We start from the raw sequence: 23234 nt of genomic DNA, 5'->3' as shown, positions 1-23234 counted from the left end.
CCTGTACCAATAGGTAAGGCGCTCGGAGGAGGAACCGATGACCGTTATCGACACACCAACGACCACAACCGGCACGCTCACCTGGACTCAGGCTTGCAAGCTGGACTTCCTAATCCCAGGTCGCGGCGTCGCGGTCTTGCTGAGCGGCGGAGCACAGGCCGCGCTGTTCCTACTCGCCGACGGCACCCTCGCCGCGGTGGGCAACATTGATCCGTTCGGTCGGGCAGCGGTGATGTCGCGTGGTCTCGTCGGTGATCGTGGTGGCGTTCCCGTCGTCGCGTCGCCGCTGCTCAAGCAGGCTTTCTCGCTGCTCGACGGCCGCTGTCTCGACGACGACACCAAGTCGCTGCCGGTGTACGCCGTGCGTCTCGACGCTGGTGTCGTCACTGTTTCGAATGAGCCGGTTTCATGACATCGCTTCCCGACGCTGGTCCTGGACTGGCCGGTTTCACCATCGGCATCACCGCCGCCCGCCGCGCCGAGGAGTTCGCCACGCTCCTCGCGCGCAAGGGCGCGAGCGTGGTTTCGGCCCCGGCCATCCGCATCATCCCCCTCGCCGACGACACGGAATTGCTTCGCGTCACCGAGGGCATCATCGCTGATCCGCCGCAGCTCACCGTCGCGACGACGGGCATTGGGTTCCGTGGGTGGATGGAAGCCGCCGAAGGCTGGGGGCTTGCCGAAACGTTGCGCGACACCCTCGCCTCCACCCGCATGCTCGCGCGCGGACCCAAGGCCAAGGGTGCGATTCGGGCCGCTGAGCTGCGCGAAGAGTGGTCGCCCGCGTCGGAATCCTCAGCTGAGGTGCTTGATCACCTGCTTGCCGAAGGTGTCGAAGGCGTGCGGATCGCGGTGCAGTTGCATGGCGCGACCACCGAGTGGGAGCCCGTCCCCGACTTCTGCGAGGTCCTGCGCTGCGCGGGTGCCGACGTTGTCCCGGTGCCGGTGTATCGCTGGGAACCGCCAACCGACCGTGGTCCGATGGATTCGATGATCGAAGCCATCGTCGCCGGTTCGCTCGACTGCGTCACGTTCACGAGCGCGCCCGCTGTTGCGTCAATGTTGATGCGCGCCAAGGAAACTGGGCTCATCGACGCGTTGCTTTTCGCGTTGCGTGGGCGCGTCCTCGCCGCGTGCGTTGGGCCGATTACCGCCGCGCCACTGGAAGAGCTTGGGGTGCCGACAACGATGCCCGCGCGCGCTCGCCTCGGTGCGCTTGCTCGCCACGTCGCGGAGGAACTGCCGCGTCGCGCTGGTCGCATTTACGCTGCGGGACATTTGATTTCGGTGCGCGGTGGGTGCGTTGTCGTCGACGGTCAGGTGCGCCAATTGGCTCCTGCCCCAATGGCTTTGATGCGTTCGCTGGCACGTCAGCCGGGCCGCGTTGTTTCTCGCGAAGACCTGCTGTCGGCACTGCCCGGCGGTGGCGACGACACGCACGCTGTTGAGACGGCGATCGCCCGTCTGCGCGCGGGTCTTGGCACGCCGAAGGCGATTCAGACGGTGGTGAAGCGCGGTTACCGCTTGGCCCTCGACGCCGCGGATTGCGACCCGCCAGCCCGCGCGGTCGCGGCCCCGCACGCGGCCGGAATCGGCCACCCCACCCGCTCCCCACGCCCCCCGCAGCCGATCGGCGCTTGGTAATGGTTCGCCAGTGTGGCCCGGCCGTGCACGGTGGGCGACGGTCCGCACTGGGTGCCGCAGGTCGCGGCGGGGTGGCAGTTTTCGCCGCTGATTCATTGGGCTGAGTCGCCACGGTGAGGCGAGGGGGTGCTGTCTCGCCGAGCGGTTGTTTGGCCGGTTCGCCATAGCAGGCGAGCGGGTTGTGGGAAATCTTGTTAGCCGATTGGGGCGTGAGCTGAATGTCTGAACCTGCACTAATTCTCGTCGCGCACGGCACTCGGAATGCTCGTGGGGTTGAGCTCATCGCGACGCTCGCAGACGCGGTCGCGGTCGAGCTCGGCGTGGATGCCACGGTGGCCGAACCTAATTCGGCGTTGCGTACGGCGTTCGTCGACGTGCTTGGGCCGACGCCGTCGGAAGTTTTGCGCGATCTTGCCCAGCCCGCGGTGCTAGTCCCCGCGTTCCTCGCGTCGGGGTATCACGTGTACCAGGACGTGCCGCGCGAAGTTGCCGAGAGCGGGCACGCATCGGTTGCGGTCACACCGGCGATGGGGCCTGACCCGGCGTTGGCGAACGTGATGGCGTTGCGGTTGCGGGAAGCTGGGTGGCAGTCGGGCGACGCGGTGGTCTTCGCGGCTGCCGGTTCGTCGGATGAGCGTGCGCTGCACGATGTTTCGCGTGCTGCCAAAATGTTGTCGGCTGCGATCGAGACCCCGGTTGAGGTCGCGTACGTGGCCACAGGGACGCCGCGCGTGCCGGAAGTTGTTGCGGGCCTACGTGCTTCAGGTGCCGCACGCGTTTTCATCGCGAGCTACCTACTTGCCCCTGGTTTGTTCCACAACCGCCTGCACGAAGCGGGTGCGGACGGCGTGGCCGAACCCATCGGCGTCCACCCGGCAGTCGTGCGCCTCATCGCCGACCGCTACCGGACGGCCGCGCGCGAATTGGAGCGCGTCGCTTAGGTTGTCGGCCCTCGGGCGCACACTGGTCGCATGGCTTACGACGAAGAGCTTGCCGAGCGCATTCGGGAAATCCTTTACCCGGTCACCGAGCCCATCGAAAAGCGGGCTTTTGGTGGACTCGCTTTCCTGATCAACGGGAACATGGCCGTCGCGGCTAGCGGTAAAGGTGGGCTTTTGGTGCGGGTTGAGCGCGGTTCGGAGGAATCGCTGCTTGACGGCGAAACCGTGACGCCGATGGTGATGAGCGGGCGTGAGGTTCGCGGGTGGTTGCGTGTCACGGCGGCGGCAGTCGACGATGACGACGCGCTGCGGGAGTGGGTTGAGCGGGGAGTGCGTGTCGCGCGGAGTTTGCCGCCGAAATAGGTGGCATTTTCGTGCAGGTTCGCCGGGTTAGGGTCGATTTTCGGCCCGTGCTCGTCGTAAGTGCACGTTTATGCCAGGTCAGCCGACCCTAAGTCTTGCATCCCGGGCGTGTCGCGGCGCGATCGGCGGTGAACGCCACGTCGGGATAGGGTCGCGGGGTTGGTTTTCCACGCTAGGAGAGTTGTTAAGCGATGTCAGGCCCGCACAACCCGTTGACCGACGGCGAACTCACGGCATACCCGCCCGACAATTTGCCCCCCTCGCATTCGGCGGTCCCCCTTGGCGCGCCCGCGCTGCCCCCGCCGCCGCTCCAAGTCCCGCACGCTGCGCCAACGCCGAGCGTGCCGAACCCACCGCAAGGCGGCGACCTGTACGCGGGCGCGATTCCGCAACCTCCCGCATCGCCGAACTCGTTCGCCCCGGCGCAAGGCGAGAATCTTTACGGGGCCCACATTCCGCAACCGCCGGCAACGCCGAACGCGCCCAGCCCTGCGCAGGGCGGCAATCCCTATGCCAGCCAACTCCCGCATCCGACGGGCTTCCCAACTCAGCCACCGACTGGCCCGTACCCCTACCCGTCACCGCAGCTCGGCTACGCCCCGCCCGCCAAGCCCGAACCACCGTCAACCGTGCGAAACGCGTTCAAGCTCATGCTCGCTGGTGCGGGCGTGACCCTGCTCAGCGGCATCCAATTCGCCGACATCGACACCATCCGCCGGAACTACCAAATCCACGACATGCCGGTCTCGCCCGATGCCGTCGACGCCATCAACTACGTCCTCCTCGCCTTTTCCCTGGTCACGCTGGTGGTCTACGCGGGCCTGTGGACGTGGATGGCGTTCGCGAATCGCGCCGGGCACAACTGGGCTCGCATCACCGCGACCGTCTTCTACGGCATCTACGTCTGCTCAACGCTCTTCACGGCGGTCTCCGCCGCGGTGCTGGAAACTGATCTGCTGCAACCGATTACGCTCATTTTCAGTGTCGCGGAACTCCTCATCGGTACCGCGGCGATGGTGCTGCTGTGGCACCGCGACTCGCGTTCCTTCTTCACCACACCACGTTTCGTCCCGCCGCCCGGTTACCCCCGCTAATCGACACCGGCCCCATGCGCACCGGCGAAAGCCGGTCGATGCCGTAGGTTTGCCGCAACGGTTCGTCAAACACAGCGCGTGATGTCCGGGAGGCCCGGTGCGGCAAAGCGAGGTTGGACTCGACGTGGCGCGTGTCGTCGAAAAAGACGACGCGCGCCTAATCGCATTGTCGGAGAACCAAATTCGATGGTGGGTCGCCGCCCAGATGGCCACCGACGTACCGGCGACAATCGCGATGTACCTCGACCTCACCGGCGAGGTCGACGCTCATCGACTCTCAACGGCGGCGGCAAGCGCGGGGGAGTGCCTCGGTTCGCCACGGGTACGGTTGCGCATCGTCGACGGTCGCCCGTTCCAATTCCAAGACCCCGCCGCGTTCACGCACTGCCCGGAAGTCGACCTCACCGCCGAAACCGACCCGGTAGCCGAGGCGTTGCGGCGCATGGAAATCGACCGCCTGTCGCCACTCGACCTCACCACCGACGCGCTCACCGTCGCGACCCTGTTCCGCGTCGCCGGAGACCGTGCCCTGCTTTACCTGCGCAGCCACCACCTTGTCCTCGACGGCGTCGGCGCGGCAGTCCTCCTGCGCGAAACAGCCCGAAGGTACAGCGAGACAACGACTTCCGACAAAGCGAAGCCTCTCACTATTGCCGAACTCGCCGCCGACGAAGCGCACTACCTCACGTCGCCGCGCGCCGCGAAGGACCGCGAATATTGGCAGCGCGAGGTCGCTGACCTGCCCGAACCTGTCGGCTTATCCGGCCTGCCCGCGCCCGCGTCGACGCGCACGCACCAAACAAGCGCGAACCTCGACGCCCGCACCGTCGACCTCCTCGCCCGCGCCCGCGAACGCTACGACGCGACCTTCCCCGAACTCGCCGCCGCCGCCTTCATCGCGTTCCTCGCGCGCATGTCTGGCACCGATGACGTGGTGATTTCGTTGCCTGTGGCCGCCCGGCCCACCGCCGCGCTGCGTCGCTCCGCCGGTTCGGTGAGCAACGTGCTTCCGCTTCGTCTGCGCGGGCTCAGCGGCCACACGGTCGCCGACCTCATCGCCGCCGTCCGGGTCCGCGTGATCGCGGCGCTGCGCCACCAACGCTTCAACTACGCCGACATCCAAGCTTGCCGAGGTGAAACCCAAGTCTTGCGTGGGGGATTCGGCCCTGTGCTGAACCTGCTCGGCGCGGGTGACCCAATCCGCTTGGGCGACAAGGCAACTGGACAAGCGCACCTCCTTTCCCTCGGCCCGGTCGAAGACCTCCTGGTCAACGGCTACCAACTGGGCGAAACCACCACCATCGACTTCCATGCGAACCCGGCGCGCTACGATCCGGCGACGCTGTCGTGGTACCACCGCCTCTTCCTAACGTGGTTCGCCGACTTCCTCGCTGCCGCACCATCTTCCACGCTCGACCAAATCGCTGGTGCCGACGAAATCGACCGCCAGCGCGCCGCATGGCAACACACCCGCGCCGGTGGTCTGCCGCTGAACGACCTGCTCGCCGGTTCGCCGCTCGAAAGCGGCATGAGCGACGTGATCCGCGCCGACCGTGAGGTCAGTGCCCGGTTGGGCACGAGTCGCGGAGGCGGCCGCGCCCCGACGCCACCGTGGGAACGCGCGCGCATGTCGTCGCCGCAACGGTCGACGGTGGTGCGCACCCTTGCTGACCTGCTCGGTAAGACAACGAACCCGTACGCGGTCGCGGTGGTCGACGCCACCGACCGCAACCAGCTCACCTACCGCGAACTGGACGAACTCACCATCCGCCTCGCCCGCCTCCTACTCGCGACCGGCGTGACCCCGGGCAGCCCGGTCCTGATGGCGATCCCGCGCAGCGCCGAATCCGTCCTCGCCACCCGCGCGATAGCGACGGCAGGCGCGTGCCTAACCCCCATCGACGTGACGGACCCACCCGACCGAATCGCCCGCATCACCCAAACCTTGCGTGGCACAACAGGTTCGACCCCACTAATTGGCCTAACAACAATGGCGGCGCGCCCAGGCGGCGTTCGCCCGCTCGCCGACCCGCGAGTCGCGCGCCCCGAAAGTGCCAGCTCCGCACCTGCAAGCGATGGCTGGCAAGACGCGCATTCCGACGACTTCGCCGCCGACAATCCGCGCACCGCATGGTTCGCGACGCCGCCCGACATCGACGCAGCGCAAGTCGTGACCTCGCCCGATATCAACTGGCTCGTCATCGACGATCCCGGCTTCCCCGAAGTTCTCGCCCGCTTCCCCGCAACGCCGCTGACCGAAGCTGACCGCCGCATCCACCCCGACCTGCCCGCCTACCTCATCCACACCTCGGGCACGACGGGCAAGCCGAAGGGCGTTGCGGTCACCCATCGCGGGCTGGGTGCGCTCACCGATCACCTTGTGCAGCGCTACGACGCTACCCCGAATTCTGTTGTCCTCCACCTGCATTCACCCGCGTTCGACGCCCACCTGCTCGAACTGCTCACCGCCTTCGCCTCGGGCGCGCGTCTCGTCGTCGCACCGGCGACAACGCAAGCCAGCGCCGACCTCGCCAAACTCATCACCGACCACGGCGTCACCCACCTGCTCACCACCCCGGCCGTGCTCAACACCGTCGACCCCGCCGACGTGCCGAGTCTCGACGTTGTCGTTGTCGGCGGCGAAGCCTGCCCCGCGCACCTCGTCGCGCGCTGGGCGCCGCACGTGCGACTCCACAATGGTTACGGCCCAACGGAATCCACGATCATGGTCACCCAGTCGCTCCCGCTGCGCCCGACGGAACCGGTCACCATCGGCCAACCTCTGCCGGAAGTGCGTGCGACACTACTCAATTCGCGACTCAACGCCGTCCCGACCGGTGCGCGCGGCGAGCTATACCTCGGCGGCCCGGGCGTCGCGATGGGTTACCTCGGCGACCCTGGCACCACCGCGACGCGCTTCGTCGCCGACCCGACTGGTGGCGGCGTGCGCGTGTACCGCACCGGCGACGCGGTCGGCCCGCGCGCTGACGGCGCCTACCAGTTCCTCGGCCGACTCGACAGCCAACTCGCACTTCGTGGCCGTCGCGTTGAACCCGCCGAGGTCGAAGCCGCATTACGCGCCGATCCGGCCATCACCGACGCCGTTGTCGACCTCGCCGACGCGGGCACCCCGACCGCGCGTCTCGTCGGCTACTACGTCGCCGCAATGCCGCTCGCCCTCGACGAATTGCGTTCCCGCCTGCGCACGAGCCTGCCCGCCGCGCTGGTCCCCGCCGTCTTAGTTCCGGTCGACGAGCTGCCGCGAACAACCAACGGCAAACTCGACCGCGCCGCCCTGCCATCCCCGCCGACGCGCAGTTACCGCCCGCCCGAGACGCCGTTACAGCAGCTCGTCGCCGACCATTTCGCCGCGACCTGCGAAACACAATCCGTCGGCGCGGATGACGACTTCTTCGCCATCGGCGGTAATTCGCTTCTCGGCGTTGCTGTTTCGGCGGAACTTGCCCATGCGACGGGACTGCCGATCACGGTCCGTTGGCTCTACACCGCATCCACGGTCGCTGAGCTGGCCGCCCGCATCGCCGAATACCGCGCCGACGAAGATCCGGGGGTTGACGCGTTGGCGACGGTACTTCCGTTGCGCCCCAACGGAACTCAGCCACCGCTATTCTGCGTCCATTCCGCAGTCCCGCTCGCCTGGTGCTACGCGGGCCTGACTCGTCACGTGACCGATCGTCCGGTGTACGGACTGCAAGCCCCGATGTTGACCGAAATTGGTGTCGCACAAGAGTTTTCGGTGAAGCTGCTCGCCGACATTTACGCCCAGGAGATCATCACCAAGCAGCCGACAGGGCCGATTCACCTGCTCGGCTGGTCGCTCGGCGGACAGCTCGCGCACGCGGTCGCGGTTGCCCTCGCCGAACGTGGTCGCACTGTCGCGACACTCGCGATGCTCGACAGCGTGGTCATCGGCGACGGTGCCGACGAACCCCCGCGCCCCCGCATGCGCGACCTACTGACCCACCTTTTAGGCGACGAGCCCGACGACGCCGACAACCTTCCCGACGTGACCGCTGAGGAGGCTGCGAAGGAATTGGCAACGGCCGCAGCGAATCTGGGCACGGGTCTCACCGCTGAGCAGTTGACGAACCTGCACGAGGCGTACATCGCGGGCGTTCGCATGTCACACGAGTACCGCCCGGAGGTCTACCACGGCGACCTCCTGTACTTCTCGGCAACCGAGGGCATCACGTCCTTCGTCGACGGCCGCCTGTGGCGCCCATACGTAACCGGCCGCATCATCGAACACCCGGTAGCAACCACCCACGCCCAGTTAACGAACCCCGACGTCCTGGCCCACATCGGCCCGATTCTCTCGTCCCACCTGTCAGCAACCGACGCCGCCCACGGAACGTCAGCCGCGCCAGCCGCCGCCGCGCCCACCGACCACGAGCACCCCTAACCCATGCGCACCTGGACCGGCCCAACAACCAACGCCACCTGGTCGTGCGTCTACGACGACCCCGCCCGCTGGATCGTCGACCACCCGCACGCCAGCGCGGTCGTCGCCTGGTTCGCCGACTCCCTCATGCGCCCCGACCCGCAACAAGGCAGACCCGGCCCCGTCTGCCCGTTCATGAAACCCGCTGCCGCACAACACCGTATCTGGATCGCCGAGGTGGAAGACGCCTCGCACAAACTAGCGAACACCATCGATGACGCCTTTACCCTCTACCGCTCGCTCCCCACGGACCGCCCACCCACGGTCGTCACGGTCTTCCCCGACCTCACCGACACCGCCGAAATCGACCAAGCGCACGCGGAAGCGAAAGATCACATCGTCGCCCAAGGCGCCATGCTCGGCCAGTTCTACCCGGGCTGCCCGGTCGCGGGCCTGTTTAACGCCGACTTCCGCCCACTCAACGCGCCCACCCCGATGCTCGTTATCCGGCCAATGATGAACACCGACTTCCCTTTTCTCGTCGGCCGCCGCGAATGGCTCGTCGCCTACCTCGCCAAACACGCGCCGGGACTACCCCGAAAGCTTCGGGGGCAGATAGCCGAGCGGATGCACGTCGCCGAGCCGAGCCCCGACGCGATACCAGAATTGCGCGCACATTTCGCCGATGAACACGCACAATAGGGACACCTTCGCGCAGATGCCAGACATTGTCCGTGCCGTAGTGCACACTCGTGCGCATGCGTCGGCTCATGAGCTGTGTGCTCGCCCTCTTTGGTTGCGTCCTGCTCGCTTCACCAACGGCAAGTGCCGAGTCGGGCATCCTTGATGTTCGCCCGCTAGGTGGCCGCCAATTCGAAGTTGTCGTCTTCTCGGCGGCGATGAATAAGCCGGTCACGCTGTGGCTTTCGCATCCCGGTGCCGGTGCGCCCGCGCTGTATCTGCTCAACGCCGTCGACGGCGGCGAAACCGGTGGCCCGTGGATGGCACGCACTGACATCGTCAGCTTTTTCGCCGACAAGCACGTCAACGTGGTCGTTCCCATCGGCGGTCGCGCCAGCATGTACACCGACTGGCAACGCGACGACCCCGCCCTCGGCCGCAACAAATGGACCACCTTCCTCACCAACGAACTGCCCCCACTGCTCGACGCGCGTTTCGGCATGACCGGCGCGAACGCGATCGCTGGCCTGTCGATGTCGGCAACGTCGGCGCTCAACTTGGCCATCGCGGCACCGGGCCGCTACCGCGCGGTCGGCGCGTACAGCGGCTGCACGCAAACAAGCAACGCGACGGCCGAAGCGCTCATTCGCTCGGAACTCGCGACCTTCGGCGCCGACGCGACCAACATGTGGGGCCTGCCCGGCGACCCGGCATGGGCGGCACACGACCCGACGCTCAACGCCGACCGGCTGCGCGGCACCGCGATCTACCTGTCATCAGGCAACGGCGCACCCGGCCCGCATGAAGCGCTCAATGACCCGAGCATCAACAACAACGTGGGCGTCCTCGTCGATCGACTGCTCGTCGGCGGCACGATGGAAGCCATCATTGGCAGCTGCTCAGCCCCGCTCGCCGGTCGACTCGCCCAGCTCGGCATCCCCGCTGACGTGCGGTTTCGTCCTGCGGGCACGCACGCGTGGCCGTACTGGCAAGACGATGTGCACGACTCGTGGCCGATGATGGCGGCCGCGTTGGGAATTTAGAAAAAAACTTTTGCGAGATGCGTCGAGAACCGTCGCGCGGCTCCGACCTACGGGTGAACCACTTCAATCAAAGGAGCATCCGATGAGCATCAACACTTTCTTCTGGTACGACAGCGACGCCGAAGCGGCCGCCGAGCTGTACGCGCGCGTGCTACCCAATTCGCGCATCGTCGACATCACTCGGCAAGGCGACGGGAGCGCGTTCATCGTGACCCTCGACCTCGACGGCCAAGCGGTCACCCTGATGAACGGCGGCCCCGACCACCCGCTCACCGACGCGGCATCGTTGCAGGTCATCGTCGATGACCAGGCCGAAGTCGACCGACTCTGGGATGAACTCACCGCCAACGGCGGCAAGCCCGGCCCGTGCGGCTGGCTCACCGACCCGTACGGCCTGTCGTGGCAGATCGTCCCGAAGCGCCTGCCCGAACTGCTGAACGGCGACAACCCGGCGAAGACCATCGCCGTTGGCACCAAGCTGCGCACGATGTCCAAGCTCGACATCGACGCGCTCGAAGCGGCGTACAACGAAGCAGGCTAGACAACACGAAACCGGCCCCCGCGCAACAACATTCGCGGGGGCCGGTTTCGTTGGTTAATTAACCAGCCGAGCCGGTGAGCAGCCCGCCGAGGTCGCCTGAGCCGCTGTCAGCGCCGCCGCCACCGGGGATGGTCGGCTTCGCGGCAACGTCAATGGTGACGGTCTTGGCCGAAATCAGTTCCTGCACGGCCTTGATCTCGTGGGCACCGGCGGTGGTCGGGGTCCAGGTGATGGTCGCCTTGCCGTTCGACACCGCGACGGGCTCGCCGATCTGGGTGCCGTTGTCGGTGAAGGTCACCTTGAACAGGAACGACGTCGCGGTCACGTCGGCGGTCACGGTGTAGGGCGTGCCAACGTAGTGGGTGGTGCCGCTCACGGCGATGGACTGGACGAGCGCCGACGCCTGCGGGGCGACGAGCACCGCTGCGGCGGTGATCGCACCAAACGCCGTCAGACCGAAGCCGGCCCGCTTGATCCCGAAGCTGCTCATGTGGGGTTCTCCTGATTCGCAATGGCCCACAAAAATGGGTCCGCGCGAGATTAGCGAGCGGCAACCGCAGCTGTCCGGAAAACTGAAATAAACGCGTTTAAATCGCTGTGAATGGGGAAAGTGCTGGTGTTCACCCTGCGCGGGTGAGGTCACGCGCCCGGGCAACCACCAAACTGATGGACATGCCCGAACCGGTTCGCTACCAGTTCGTCGTAGACGGTGATCTCACCGAGCGGGCCATCGCGGCCTTCCCGGAACTCACGCGCAGCGATCGATCGGCTGCGGGGACGACCACGCTCTACGGCACCGTCGCCGACGCGACGGCCATGCGCGGCGTGCTCGCCCGACTCGACGACCTCGGGCTTACCTTGCTCGGCATGTCGCAGTTGCCTGACTAACCGCAGCCTGACTAAACGCGGAAGCGCGTCGATCACATAACGCTCGGCACCGGCACCCGGTCACGAGCAAACTCCCAGCGTCGCGATCGCCTAGCGTCGGAGATCCCAAGACGAGCAAGGTGGGAGTTGGCGATGTCGGACAACGTGATCCCCGAACTGTCGTTCACGCCGCTGCCCTGCGCGGCAACGCGGAAATTCGATCAGGCCCGCGCGGGGCAAACCGTGCTGCTCTGCGCGCCCGCGGGAACAGGAAAGACTGTCGCCGCCGTCGCCTACGCGCGCAAGGTGCAGCGCAAATCCGATGCAACCGTTGGCTGGGTGACCGTCACCGAATCCGCATTCGACCTGGTCACCGCGCTAGCCGACGCGCTCGGCCACGACCTGCCACGCGCCGGACTGTGCGCGCCAACCGAACGCGCCGCTGACGTCATCGCCGCCATGACAACGCCAACGGTGCTGATCATCGACGACGCTCACAAACTCACCGACCCCCTTCACCTCGCCGCACTGGAATTCGTCCTCACGCACCTGCCCGACAACGCGACCGTGCTGCTCGCAGGCCGTTTCGCGCCGCCACTGCGCTGGCACACCATCGACCTTGCCGGGCGACTCACCCGCATCGGCACCACCGACCTCGCCCTTTCGCCCGAACGCATCATTCAACTGTTCGCCCAGCATGGCTGCGCGCTCGCGCCGACCGAGGCCGCGCAGGTCAACGAGCTAACCCAGGGCTGGGCCGCGCTCGTTCGCATCGCCGCGCTCTATCTGGCAACCAACCCCGACGACCACGCGACCGCCTTCGCCGCGCTGGCGCGTCCGTCGCACGCGGTTGCGGATTTCCTCGTCGCCGAACTGGTTGACGCGCTCTCCCCGGACACCCTCGCGTTCCTCCTCGCGACCGCTGTCCCGACCGAATTCTGCCTCCCGCTCGCCGAATATCTCGCCGGACCAGGCACTGCGCGCATCATCGACGACCTCCTTCGCGCGAATTTCCCCATCGCGACCCGCGTCCACGACGGCGAACTCTGGCACAGCTATCACCCCATGTTGCGCGCGTATTTGCTTGCCGAACTGGCCCATTCGCACCCCGACGACCTGCCCGGCGCGCATCGGCGCGCTGCCGACTGGTTCGGCATGGCCGGGCTGCCCGCTCGCGCGCTCGATCACGTGCTCGCCGAACCGGGTGCGCCGGGACTTGGCGAATTCGTCAGCAGGTGGGGGATGCGTATGGTGCTCGCCGGGTCAGGGCAGGAATTGCTGGACGCGCTCGACCACGTGCCCGACCTCGCCGCCGACAGTTTCGTTCGACTCCTGCGCGCGGCCGTTGCCGTTGATACCGGTGATGTCGCCGCCGCCGAGGTGTATCTCGAAGCGGCACATGTGAATTCGGATAGCCCGTCGAAACTAGTTGCGCAGGAATGGCATTCGACGCTGGATCAGGCGATTAGCGCGGGCGTCGCGGTGCTTGTTGGCGACGCGGCCTCGCTGCATTGGCCGACCCCGATGTCAACAACGCACGCCGACCTCGACTGCTACGCGGCATTGCATTGTGGCGCGGCCGCGGTGTTTGGTGGCGAACCCGACGCCGGTGCCGTCGCGGTGCGACGCGCGCTCGTGCACGCCGAACAGGCTGGTCTCGACCGCGTTGTCGTCCGCGCCGCGACGGTTCTCGCCTTCGCCGCCGGGCTCGCCGGGAAGGTCGGCGAGATGGCCGCGATGGCCGACTACGCCATCGACCACGCGCTCACGCCGAGCGCACGCGCGAGCGTCGCGACTGAGGAAGCGCGGGTGCTCGCCGCCTACGCCGCCCACCTGCGCGGGGCGTCCATCGACGCGGGCGCGTTGCCGATGCCGACGGTTCGCCCGTCCGATAGCGCGCCCGACCGCTACGCCGAGCTGATGACGGGCCTGCTCACCCTGGATAACGCCCCCGACCGCGCCCTGGCTGCGACCGCTCTGGCTCGCACGTTAGAACGGCTCATCGCCGAAGCGCCGCTGCCGTACACCACCGGCGCGCTCGTCGTCGACCTCACTGGTCACCTGCTGCGGCTGCACCTGGTCGACGTCGCCAAGCATCTGGTTGACCTCGCGCAACGCGAACTTGAGCCCAGCGTTGAGCTGACGATCGCCGAAGCGTCGCTGGCCTTGCACGGTCAGCGCGCCGCCGGCGCGCTCGCGTTGCTTGAGCCGTTGGGGCCTGAGAGTGTCGGCAAACATCCGGTGTCGGCGGTGACGGTCGCGTTGCTGACCGGGGTCGCCGCCGACCGGCTCGATCGCGCGCGACTCGTTGAGGAGTCATTCGAACGTGCCCTGCTGTTAGCAACCGCCGAGCAACTCATTCGACCGTTCCTTGATGTCGTTGGCGTGAGCGACATCGTCGACCGGTTCGGTGGACGATGCGGACAGTACGACAGTTTCGTCGACCGCATCCGCGCCGCTCGGCCGTCGACGCCCGGTGCGCCCCAGCTCACCGGCACGGAACTTGTCGTGCTGCGCCATCTTCCTTCGGGGCTGACCGCGTCGAAGATCGCCACTGACATGGGCGTTTCGGTGAACACCGTCAAGACGCACATGCGCGGGATCTATCAAAAGCTCGGGGTCAACGCAAGGGGTGAGGCCATTGTGCGGGCGAGAGGTGTCGGTCTTCTTTAGCCGGTCCGAAACCGAACTTATGACGCGAGCTAAGCGCCTACTCTGACGTCGTGCCAGCCCGGCTGGCAGCTGATGAGCTAGGAGAGCTGATGACCGACCCCCGTGTTTTTATCGCGCAGGTAGCGGCGGGTCTGACCGCCCCTGGCGCACCGTTTGAGCAGGTCAGCGAGCCGGTGCTCGGGGTTTCGATACCGGTGATGGCCAAGCGATACAAGAGCCTGCCCGAGCTGTTGACCGCGTCGGAGCAGTGGGGCGAGCGCGATTACCTCGTCACCGAGGACCGTCGCGTTTCCTTCGTTGAGCACGCAGCGGCGGCGAGAGCGGTGGCTTCCGTGCTCGCCGATCGCTATGGCGTGAAGCAGGGCGACCGCGTCGGTATCTTCGCCGCGAACGGCCCCGATTGGGTGATCGCGTTTTGGGCGACGCAGCTGTTGGGCGCGGTGGCGGTTGGGTACAACGCGTGGTGGGCACCACCGGAGATCGCGTACGGGGTTGAGCACACGTCGCCCGTTGTGGTTTTCGCTGATGCGAAACGCGGTGCGGTGCTTGCGAAGTCGGGTGTCGCCGTCCCGACTGTTTCGTTCGAAAACGACCTACCGGCCATGATCACCGACGCGACGACCGCCGTTCTCCCTGCTGTCTCCATCGCCGAAGACGACCCCGCTGTCATCCTCTACTCCTCGGGAACCAGCGGAAAACCCAAGGGCGTCACCGCATCTCATCGCAACCTCATCGCCGTCAGCGATTATCACCGCTTCACCGACGCCATGATGGCCGCGTTCACCGGCCAAACCATCGACGGCCCAAGCGAACGCCGCTACCTCGTGACCGCGCCGCTCTTCCACATCGCGAGCCTGCACAACCTCGTCATCCCGCGCCTCGCGACCGGCGCGACCGTCGTTTTCGCGCCCGGCGCGTTCGACGCGGAACGCGTGCTGCGGGTGATCGCCAAAGAGCGCGTCACGAACTGGGCGGCCGTTCCGACGATGGCGGCGCGGTTGCTTGCGCTTGACCTCACCAGTTTCGACCTGTCGTCCCTCGGCGCGCTGTCGCTCAATTCCGCGCCGTCGTCGGAACGGCTGTTACAGGAGGTCGCGGCTGGTCTCGCTGGCACGGGCGCGCAGGTCGCGCTCACCACGAGCTACGGCCTTACCGAAAGTGGCACTGCCGCAACGGTTGCCACGCCGCTCGACCTTGCCGCCGACCCCACTTCGGTCGGTGGTCCGATCATCGGGGTCGCGGTGGAGATTCGCGACGCGGACGGGCGCGTTGTCGACGACGGCGAGGAAGGTGAGGTCTGTATCCGCAGCCCGTACGTGATGCTTGGCTATTGGGCCGACGAAGCGGCGACCAAAGCTGCGATCGACAACGAGAGATGGCTGCGCACAGGTGATTTCGGCACGTTGGCCGATGGCAGGCTCCGGCTCAGCGGGCGACGCTCCGACCTCATCCTGCGCGGCGGCGAGAACGTGTACCCCGTCGAGGTCGAGCACGCACTCGACGCGCACCCTGCCGTCATCGAATCGGCGGTGATCGGCGTCGACCACCCTGACCTTGGGCAAGAGGTGGCGGCGATTGTCGTTGTTGCGGACGAGCCCGTCGACGAGGCAGCGCTGCGCGACTTCCTCGCCGACCGCATCGCCGCCTTCAAAATTCCGTCGCGCTGGCGAATTTCGCAGGAGTCGCTGCCGCGCAACGCAACCGGTAAAGTCACGCGTCGCTCGCTTGCGTTATGAGGAGACCTAACTACATGTTCGACAGCATCATCTCCGGTGGCCGCCACTTCGACGGCACCGGCGCACCAGCTGCGGTGCGCCACTTGGGAATTCGCGACGGACGTGTGGTCGCGGTCTCGGAAACTCCGCTCGACGAGACTGACTGCCCCCGCGTGATCGACGCCACCGACAAGTGGGTCATCCCCGGCATCATCGACATTCACACCCACTACGACATTGAAGTGCTGCTCGACCCGACGCTGTCGGAATCGGTGCGCCACGGTGTTACGACGGTGCTGGTTGGCTCGTGCTCGTTGTCGACCGTGCACGTCGATGGCGAGACGGCGGGCGACCTGTTCGGTCGCGTTGAAGCGATCCCGCGCGAGTACGTGGTGAGCGCGGTCAACGAACTCAAGTCGTGGTCTTCGGCTGCCGAATACGCAGCAGCCCTGGACGCACTGCCGCTCGGTCCGAATATCGCTGGCTTCGTTGGTCATTCGGACATTCGCGCCGCGGTGCTCGGCCTCGATCGGGCGACGCGCGACGAGGTGAAGCCGTCGAAGGAAGAGTTGGCCGAGATCGAGGCGAAGCTGGTTGAGGCGCTCGACGCCGGCTTCGTTGGCATGTCGTCGCAGCAGTTGATGTTCGACAAGCTCGACGGCGAAGTGTGCCGGTCGCGGACGTTGCCGTCGACATATGCCGCGCGCAAAGAGCGCCGTCGGCTTAACGCGATCCTGCGCAAGCGTGGTCGCGCGTTGCAGGGCGGCCCCGACATCGCCGACCCGACGAGCCTGGTTGGCATGGCGGCGTCGAGCATTGGCCTGTTCCGTAAGGGCCTCAAGGTGAGCCTGCTTTCGGCAGCCGACATCAAGGCGATTCCGGGCGCGTCGAAGATGTTCCCGCTGGTCGGCAAGATCATCAACGGGCTTGGTGGCAACTTCCGTTGGCAGCATTTGCCGGTCCCGTTCGAGGTGTACTCCGACGGCATCGCGCTGCCCGTTTTCGAGGAATTCGGTTCGGGTGCGGCGGCTTTGCACCTGTCAAACCAGATCGAAGAGCAGCGTCACCTTTTGCAAGACGAGGAGTACCGTCGCTCGTTCCGTAAGGATTACGACAACAAGTACGGCCCGCGCGCATGGCACCGCGACTTCTTCGACGCCGATATCGTCGCGTGCCCGGACGAGTCGGTGATCGGCAAAACCTTCGGCCAGGTTGGTGTTGAGCGCGGGGGAGTGCACCCGGTCGACGCTTTCCTCGACTTGGTTGTCGAGCACGGCGACAAGATTCGTTGGCGCACAACGATTTCCAACCACCGTCCCGATGTTGCTGACGTGCTGTCCGCCGATCCTTCAGTGCAGCTTGGTTTTTCGGATGCGGGCGCGCATTTGCGCAACATGGCGTTCTACAACTTCGGCTTACGCTTGCTGCGTCGCGTGAAGGACGCACAGTCGAAGGAAAACCCGTTTATGACGGTAGAACGCGCCGTCCACCGCCTGACCGGCGAACTGGCCGATTGGTACGGCATCGACGCGGGACACCTACGCGAGGGCGACCGCGCGGACGTGGTGGTCATCGACCCCGCGCACCTAGACGACTCGCTGAACGCCTACGCGGAGCACCCCATCGAGGTCTTCGGCAACTTGTCCCGAATGGTGAACCGCAACGACGAGACAGTGACGGCAGTTTTGATCAACGGCAACTACGTCTTCGGCAACGGCGAGCGCTCGGAGGCTTTGGGAACGACAAGAAACGGCCGCTTCCTCCCAGCGAAGTAGCGGAATTCAAGATCACCAGGCTCTCCGGGATTTCCCTTCTCGGCGTTTGTTTACCTGAGAGCCTGTTGATCTTGGTCGTACTCTAGGGGTCCAGTGGAGGCGGCCGAAGGCGTAGCACCAGTCGAGGGCCGGGTTGTCTTGTGCCACTTCGATAATCAGCGCCAAGCCGCCCATTGCGGCGGTGCAAGCTAGCGTCACCTCGTCGTCTACCGGCTCGCTCAAGGTGAGGCGCAATGTCGCCGCGGGCAGGCCAGCGTCGGTGCGTGCCCGCGCGGCCAACCCGATCGCGCGACCCGCAGCCGCCATCGTCGCGGCCTGCGCATCACCGCGCGGGTGGTCGGTGTCGGCGTCAAGAAAGGGGCCGTACCAGATCGCGCGACCTTCGTCGTCGCATACCGAAAAGGTGGCCGACACGCTATCGCCCGCCGCGGCCAACGTTATGTCATCTTCAAATACCCTCATCAGTTTGCCTCTTTACGTTAAACAGCGGCCTGATTGCGGACCCCGAGGTAGTACTGAATTCGACCGGGGTAAGCGATGGAATCGAGGCGGAAAAGTCCAACTTCCACGGTGTAATTTTCGCCAGTTTCGATGTCGCGCAACAGCATCGCTGTCTGTTCGCGACCATAGACGGTGTCGCCGTCGTCCCAAATACGTCGGAAGTCGGGGTAGGCGGCCAGTTCGGCAAGCAGTTCGGTGGCCCACGCACCGCTGCCTTGCTGGCCAATCAGCCCGCGCAACCACTGCACGGTGAGCGCCGATTCGCGTTCCCATTCCACCATCACCTGCCGCGAAAGCGGGTTACGGAAGAACCACCGCAGAATGTTGACGTCTTCAAGCAGCCCGGGAAACGCCCGCGCGTAAACCTGGTTGGCGGCCAACACATTCCAGCGCGTGTCGATATAGGCCGCCAGATTCGGTTCCTGCAAGGTGAGCGACCGCCGCATATCGACGGTCAATTCCCCACGCAGATCAGCGATGGTCGGATTGTCGACGGCCACGATTCCGGCAAGGTCGAACAGGTGTCGACGCTCGTCGGAGCTAATCGGCGAAATCTCGTCGAGATAGCGCATGAGCGCCTCAAGCACCGTCCTAGTCGGCCGATCCCGATCTCCGCTTTCCAGATGCGTGATGTAACTCGCGCTAACCCCAGCGGCAAATGCTAGTTTTTCGCGGGAGATGCGCCGGTCATCGCGGAGTTTTCGCAGCAATCCACCGAGCGTGGGCACTCGGGGCACTTCAACTAGCTCGTCTTGCATCGGCTTCGGTAGCACGGCAACCCTCCCTGTCTGCACGAACCCATCCTGGATGACGGCAGACGAACCGGCCTAGGTCAATAACGAAAAGTTGCTGTTTCTTTATCTCAATCGGAAACATCGTCGGATGGTTAATCGGCAGCAAATCGGGATGGTGCAAGCGCCCGCGACCTGGGCGCACGCGAGGTGACGCGGCCGACAACACGCCGTAGGACGCTATGTAAACAAATGTAAAGCGTCGGAGAAGCGAGCGTTTCCGAAGCTTCACGAACGGTAGGGGCGCGGTCGGGGACCAACGACGAAACACCCAACCAAACCAGGGTCACTCCTGGTCACGCGACGAAACCGCCAACCCAACCCAAAAACCCGCGTGACCACGACATTTCCCCGCCCTCACAGCTCACCGACCCCCACAGCGGGTTGTGAAAAGTTCGTTTTGTCCCGTCGTTTCCGCTCCCTACAGTTGGCCCCAATAGCCCGATTCACAAGCTCAAGGGGGCGTCGTGGTTTCCACCGTTTCATCCGCCGACGCAGGCGACGCCTTGCTCAAGCTCGGCAAATACTTTCAGCGCGGCGAGATTTCGGCCGACAGCCGTTCGATCTACAAAGTCGGCGGACGCCAAGCTGACGAGTTCTACCGCGACCGTTGGTCACACGACAAGGTGGTCCGCTCCACCCACGGCGTGAACTGTACCGGCTCGTGCTCGTGGAAGATCTACGTCAAAGATGGCGTGATCACCTGGGAGTCGCAGCAGACCGACTACCCGAGCGTCGGCTCCGACAAGCCCGAGTACGAACCGCGCGGCTGCCCGCGTGGCGCTTCGTTCTCCTGGTACACGTATTCGCCTGCGCGCGTTCGTTATCCGTACGTGCGTGGCACTTTGCTTGAGCTCTACCGCGAAGCGAAGGCCAAGCTCAAAGACCCCGTGCTGGCGTGGGAGTCGATCGTTGAAGATCCCGCCAAGGCGAAGAAGTACAAGCGCGCTCGCGGCAAGGGCGGCTTCGTCCGTGCCGAGTGGTGGGAAGCCGCTGAAATCGCCGCTGCCGCACAGGTTTACACGATCAAGCAGTACGGGCCTGACCGCGTCGCTGGCTTCTCGCCGATCCCGGCGATGTCGATGGTCAGCCATGCCACCGGCGCGCGGTTCATCTCGCTGATCGGCGGCTACATGCTGTCGTTCTACGACTGGTACGCCGACCTGCCGGTCGCATCGCCGCAGGTGTTTGGCGACCAAACCGACGTGCCCGAATCGGCCGACTGGTTCGACGCCGGTTACCTGATCATGTGGGGCTCGAACGTCCCGGTCACTCGCACGCCGGACGCGCATTACATGACCGAGGCGCGCTATCGCGGCCAAAAGGTCGTCGTCGTTTCGCCCGACTACGCCGACAACACCAAGTTCGCCGACGAATGGCTGCCCGCGCGACCGGGCACCGACGCGGCGTTGGCGATGTCGATGGGCCACGTCGTGCTCAAGGAGTTCTTCCTTGACAAGCAGACCCCGATGTTCACCGATTACGTGAAGTCCTTCACCGACCTGCCGTACCTCATCTGCCTCGACGATGACGGCGACAAGGTGACTCCCGGCAAGTTCCTCACTGCCGCTGACCTCGGCCAATCCGGCGAGAGCGTCGAACACAAGCCGGTCCTGCTCGACCAGGCGGGCAACCCGGTCGTCCCCAACGGTTCGCTCGGTCACCGCTTCGGCGAGGGTAACGCGGGTAAGTGGAACCTCGACCTCGACGGCGTCGACCCCCTGCTCACCCTGCTCGGCCACACCGCCGACACACCCGCCGAGATCGCGCTGCCCCGCTTTGACGGCGACACCGCGGCCACGATCCGACGTGGCGTCCCAACGAAAATCGTTGCGGGCAAACGGGTTACGACGGTCTTCGACCTGCTGCTCGCACAGTACGGCGTTGGTCGCGACAATCTGCCCGGCGAATGGCCAACCGGCTACGACGACGCCGAATCCCCGTACACCCCGGCCTGGCAGGAACGCATCACCGGCGTCCCGGCCGTGCAGGCGGCGCGCATCGGTCGCGAATTCGCCGACAACGCCGAACGCTCCAACGGTCGCTCGATGATCCTCATGGGCGCGGGCACCAACCACTGGTTCCACTCCGACCAGATCTACCGCGCGTTCTTCACCCTCACCCTGCTCACCGGCTGCCAGGGCAAAAACGGCGGCGGCTGGGCGCATTACGTCGGCCAGGAGAAGTGCCGCCCGGTGACCGGGTGGGCCACGCTCGCCAGCGCGAGCGACTGGCAGCGCCCGCCACGTCAGATGCAGGGCACCGTGTTCTGGTACCTCACCAACGACCAGTGGCGCTACGACCCGTTCACCTCCGACTCCTTCGCGTCACCGCTGGCCAAGGGCAAATTCGCTGGTCGAACGGCTGCCGACAACATCGCGCTCGCCAGCCGCCTCGGCTGGATGCCGAGCTACCCAACCTTCAACCGCAACCCACTCGACCTCGCCGATGAGGCTGCCGAAGCGGGCAAGACACCGGGCGAACACGTCGTTGACCAGCTCAAATCCGGCGATCTGCGCTTCGCATGCGAAGACCCCGACGCGCCCGAAAACTTCCCGCGCGTGCTGACGGTGTGGCGCGCGAACCTGCTCGGCAGCTCCGGCAAGGGCAACGAGTACTTCCAAAAGCACCTGCTCGGCTGCGGCTCGAACCTGCAAACCACCGACGCGACCGGCGTGCGTCCGCAGGAACTCGAATGGCGTGAAGAAGGCGCGGAAGGCAAGCTCGACCTGCTGCTCGCGCTCGATTTCCGCATGACGAGCACCACGCTGTTCGCCGACATCGTGCTGCCCGCCGCGACCTGGTACGAAAAGCACGACCTGTCGTCGACCGACATGCACCCGTTCGTCCACGCGTTCTCGCCCGCGATTTCGCCGCCATGGGAAGCGAAGACCGACTTCGAAGCGTTCCACCGCATCGCCCGTGGGTTCTCGTGGTTGGCCGAAAAGCATTTGGGCACAAGGAAAGACATCGTCGCTGTCCCGTTGCAGCATGACTCGCCCGACGCGCTCGCCCAGGCCGGTGGCAAGGTGCTCGACTGGAAAGCCGGTGAGTGCGAACCGATTCCGGGCAAAACGATGCCCAAGATCGTCGAGATTGAACGCGACTACACCGCTATCGCCGACAAGCTCGCGGCGCTTGGCCCGCTTGTCGAAAAGCTTGGCCTGACGACCAAGGGCATCACCACCTACCCCGAGGCCGAGGTCGAGTACCTCGCCGGGCAGAACGGCACGATCGTTTCCGGCGTCGCGGCGGGTCGCCCTTCGCTCGCCAAGGACACCCACGCTGCCGAAGCCATCCTGTCGCTGTCGGGAACGACCAACGGTCGACTCGCGGTCGAGGGCTTCGAAGCGCTTGAACGTCGCACCGGCACTGAACTCGCCGATCTCGCGAAAGAGGCTGAGGGTAAACGGATTACGTTCGCCGACACCCAGGCGCGGCCGGTTCCGGTGATCACGTCGCCGGAGTGGTCGGGCAGCGAATCGGGCGGTCGCCGGTACAGCCCGTTCACGATCAACGTCGAACGCAACAAGCCGTGGCACACCCTGACCGGGCGTCAGCACTTCTACCTTGACCACGACTGGATGATCGAACTGGGCGAGCAGCTCCCGATCTTCCGACCACCGCTCGACATGACCGCGTTGTTCGCCGAACCCGGCATCGGCAACGTGAGCGGCGGCGGGCTGACCGTGCGGTATTTGACCCCGCACTCGAAGTGGTCGATCCACTCGGCTTACCAGGACAACCTGCACATGCTGACGCTGTCGCGTGGTGGGCAGACGATCTGGATGTCGGACCGCGACGCCGCGAAAATCGGCGTGGCAGACAATGATTGGATCGAAGCGACCAACCGCAACGGCATCGTCGTCGCCCGCGCGATCGTGTCGCACCGCATGCCCGAAGGCACGGTTTTCATGTACCACGCCCAGGACCGCGCGGTCGACGTGCCGCGCATCGAAGGCACCGAAACAACAACCGAAGAAGCGAAGGGCAAGCGCGGTGGCATCCACAACGCGCTCACCCGCGTGCTGATCAAGCCTTCACACCTGATCGGCGGGTACGCCCAGCAGTCCTTCGCCTTGAACTATCACGGCCCGACCGGCAACCAGCGCGATGAGGTAACAACGATCCGTCGCCGATCGCAAGAAGTGGAGTACTGACGTGCGACGAGGTCACAACGCTGTATCCGATGGCCGATCGCAA

General features: G+C 65.6%; 17 protein-coding genes and 1 pseudogene. 14 read left to right on the top strand and 4 right to left on the bottom strand.

Annotation, left to right across the window (positions count from 1 at the left end; all coding sequences use genetic code 11):
• Nucleotides 1-37 precede the first annotated feature (37 nt).
• From nirD to IEX78_RS08230, 9 genes are all read left to right on the top strand, one after another.
• Entirely contained in the window at nucleotides 38-412 is a 375-nt protein-coding gene (nirD, locus tag IEX78_RS08270) for a nitrite reductase small subunit NirD (RefSeq protein ID WP_188828341.1), read from the top strand.
• Nucleotides 409-1644: a uroporphyrinogen-III synthase gene (locus IEX78_RS08265; RefSeq protein ID WP_188828340.1), complete on the top strand. Its 1236-nt coding sequence runs from the start codon at nucleotides 409-411 to the stop codon at nucleotides 1642-1644. The genes nirD and IEX78_RS08265 overlap by 4 nt, the downstream gene beginning before the upstream one ends.
• A gap of 218 nt (nucleotides 1645-1862) precedes the next feature.
• Complete coding sequence (locus tag IEX78_RS08260) at nucleotides 1863-2585, top strand: sirohydrochlorin chelatase (protein ID WP_188828339.1); 723 nt, start codon at nucleotides 1863-1865, stop codon at nucleotides 2583-2585.
• Between the two features lie 30 nt (nucleotides 2586-2615).
• Nucleotides 2616-2948, top strand: coding sequence for a TfoX/Sxy family protein (locus IEX78_RS08255; protein WP_188828338.1), 333 nt, complete (start codon nucleotides 2616-2618; stop codon nucleotides 2946-2948).
• Between the two features lie 191 nt (nucleotides 2949-3139).
• Nucleotides 3140-4042, top strand: a complete 903-nt coding sequence (locus IEX78_RS08250) for an MHYT domain-containing protein (protein ID WP_188828337.1) — start codon at nucleotides 3140-3142, stop codon at nucleotides 4040-4042.
• A 97-nt stretch (nucleotides 4043-4139) separates the two neighbouring features.
• On the top strand, nucleotides 4140-8465 hold the full coding sequence (locus IEX78_RS08245; protein ID WP_188828336.1) for an AMP-binding protein: 4326 nt from the start codon (nucleotides 4140-4142) through the stop codon (nucleotides 8463-8465).
• 3 nt (nucleotides 8466-8468) lie between these two features.
• Nucleotides 8469-9146 carry a DUF6875 domain-containing protein gene (locus IEX78_RS08240; RefSeq protein ID WP_188828335.1) on the top strand — a complete coding sequence of 226 codons (678 nt, stop codon included), beginning with the start codon at nucleotides 8469-8471 and terminating at the stop codon, nucleotides 9144-9146.
• Between the two features lie 56 nt (nucleotides 9147-9202).
• On the top strand, nucleotides 9203-10168 hold the full coding sequence (locus IEX78_RS08235) for an alpha/beta hydrolase (protein ID WP_188828334.1): 966 nt from the start codon (nucleotides 9203-9205) through the stop codon (nucleotides 10166-10168).
• A gap of 82 nt (nucleotides 10169-10250) precedes the next feature.
• On the top strand, nucleotides 10251-10709 hold the full coding sequence (locus IEX78_RS08230) for a VOC family protein (RefSeq protein WP_188828333.1): 459 nt from the start codon (nucleotides 10251-10253) through the stop codon (nucleotides 10707-10709).
• Between the two features lie 58 nt (nucleotides 10710-10767).
• On the opposite strand, the gene IEX78_RS08225 is transcribed toward IEX78_RS08230, so the two are convergent.
• Nucleotides 10768-11199 carry an Ig-like domain-containing protein gene (locus tag IEX78_RS08225; RefSeq protein ID WP_188828332.1) on the bottom strand — a complete coding sequence of 144 codons (432 nt, stop codon included), beginning with the start codon at nucleotides 11197-11199 and terminating at the stop codon, nucleotides 10768-10770.
• Nucleotides 11200-11381: 182 nt separating this feature from the next.
• Here IEX78_RS08225 and IEX78_RS08220 point away from each other — a divergent pair, with 182 nt between their 5' ends.
• The 4 genes from IEX78_RS08220 to IEX78_RS08205 all read left to right on the top strand — a co-directional run bounded on the left by IEX78_RS08220 (nucleotide 11382) and on the right by IEX78_RS08205 (nucleotide 17739).
• Complete coding sequence (locus IEX78_RS08220) at nucleotides 11382-11597, top strand: DUF8691 family protein (RefSeq protein ID WP_188828331.1); 216 nt, start codon at nucleotides 11382-11384, stop codon at nucleotides 11595-11597.
• Nucleotides 11598-11729: 132 nt separating this feature from the next.
• Complete coding sequence (locus tag IEX78_RS08215) at nucleotides 11730-14249, top strand: winged helix-turn-helix domain-containing protein (RefSeq protein ID WP_188828330.1); 2520 nt, start codon at nucleotides 11730-11732, stop codon at nucleotides 14247-14249.
• Between the two features lie 89 nt (nucleotides 14250-14338).
• Nucleotides 14339-15985, top strand: a complete 1647-nt coding sequence (gene casG, locus IEX78_RS08210) for a steroid-24-oyl-CoA synthetase (protein ID WP_188828329.1) — start codon at nucleotides 14339-14341, stop codon at nucleotides 15983-15985.
• A 14-nt stretch (nucleotides 15986-15999) separates the two neighbouring features.
• Complete coding sequence (locus IEX78_RS08205; RefSeq protein ID WP_188828328.1) at nucleotides 16000-17739, top strand: N-acyl-D-amino-acid deacylase family protein; 1740 nt, start codon at nucleotides 16000-16002, stop codon at nucleotides 17737-17739.
• Nucleotides 17740-17751: 12 nt separating this feature from the next.
• Here IEX78_RS08205 and IEX78_RS08200 read toward each other — a convergent pair whose 3' ends face one another.
• From IEX78_RS08200 to IEX78_RS24840, 3 genes and pseudogenes are all read right to left on the bottom strand, one after another.
• Nucleotides 17752-18201 carry a hypothetical protein gene (locus tag IEX78_RS08200; RefSeq protein WP_188828327.1) on the bottom strand — a complete coding sequence of 150 codons (450 nt, stop codon included), beginning with the start codon at nucleotides 18199-18201 and terminating at the stop codon, nucleotides 17752-17754.
• Between the two features lie 17 nt (nucleotides 18202-18218).
• Complete coding sequence (locus tag IEX78_RS08195; protein WP_444543787.1) at nucleotides 18219-18827, bottom strand: MmyB family transcriptional regulator; 609 nt, start codon at nucleotides 18825-18827, stop codon at nucleotides 18219-18221.
• 21 nt (nucleotides 18828-18848) lie between these two features.
• Nucleotides 18849-18998 (bottom strand): annotated as a pseudogene (locus tag IEX78_RS24840) (helix-turn-helix domain-containing protein); the annotation flags it as partial.
• A 500-nt stretch (nucleotides 18999-19498) separates the two neighbouring features.
• Here IEX78_RS24840 and IEX78_RS08190 point away from each other — a divergent pair.
• Entirely contained in the window at nucleotides 19499-23191 is a 3693-nt protein-coding gene (locus tag IEX78_RS08190) for a nitrate reductase subunit alpha (protein ID WP_188828326.1), read from the top strand.
• The last annotated feature ends 43 nt before the right edge of the window (nucleotides 23192-23234 follow it).

The sequence above is a fragment of the Nocardia camponoti genome, from assembly GCF_014646135.1.
Taxonomy (GTDB): Bacteria; Actinomycetota; Actinomycetes; order Mycobacteriales; family Mycobacteriaceae; genus Nocardia; species Nocardia camponoti.
This window is presented reverse-complemented; position numbering and strand designations above follow the sequence as displayed.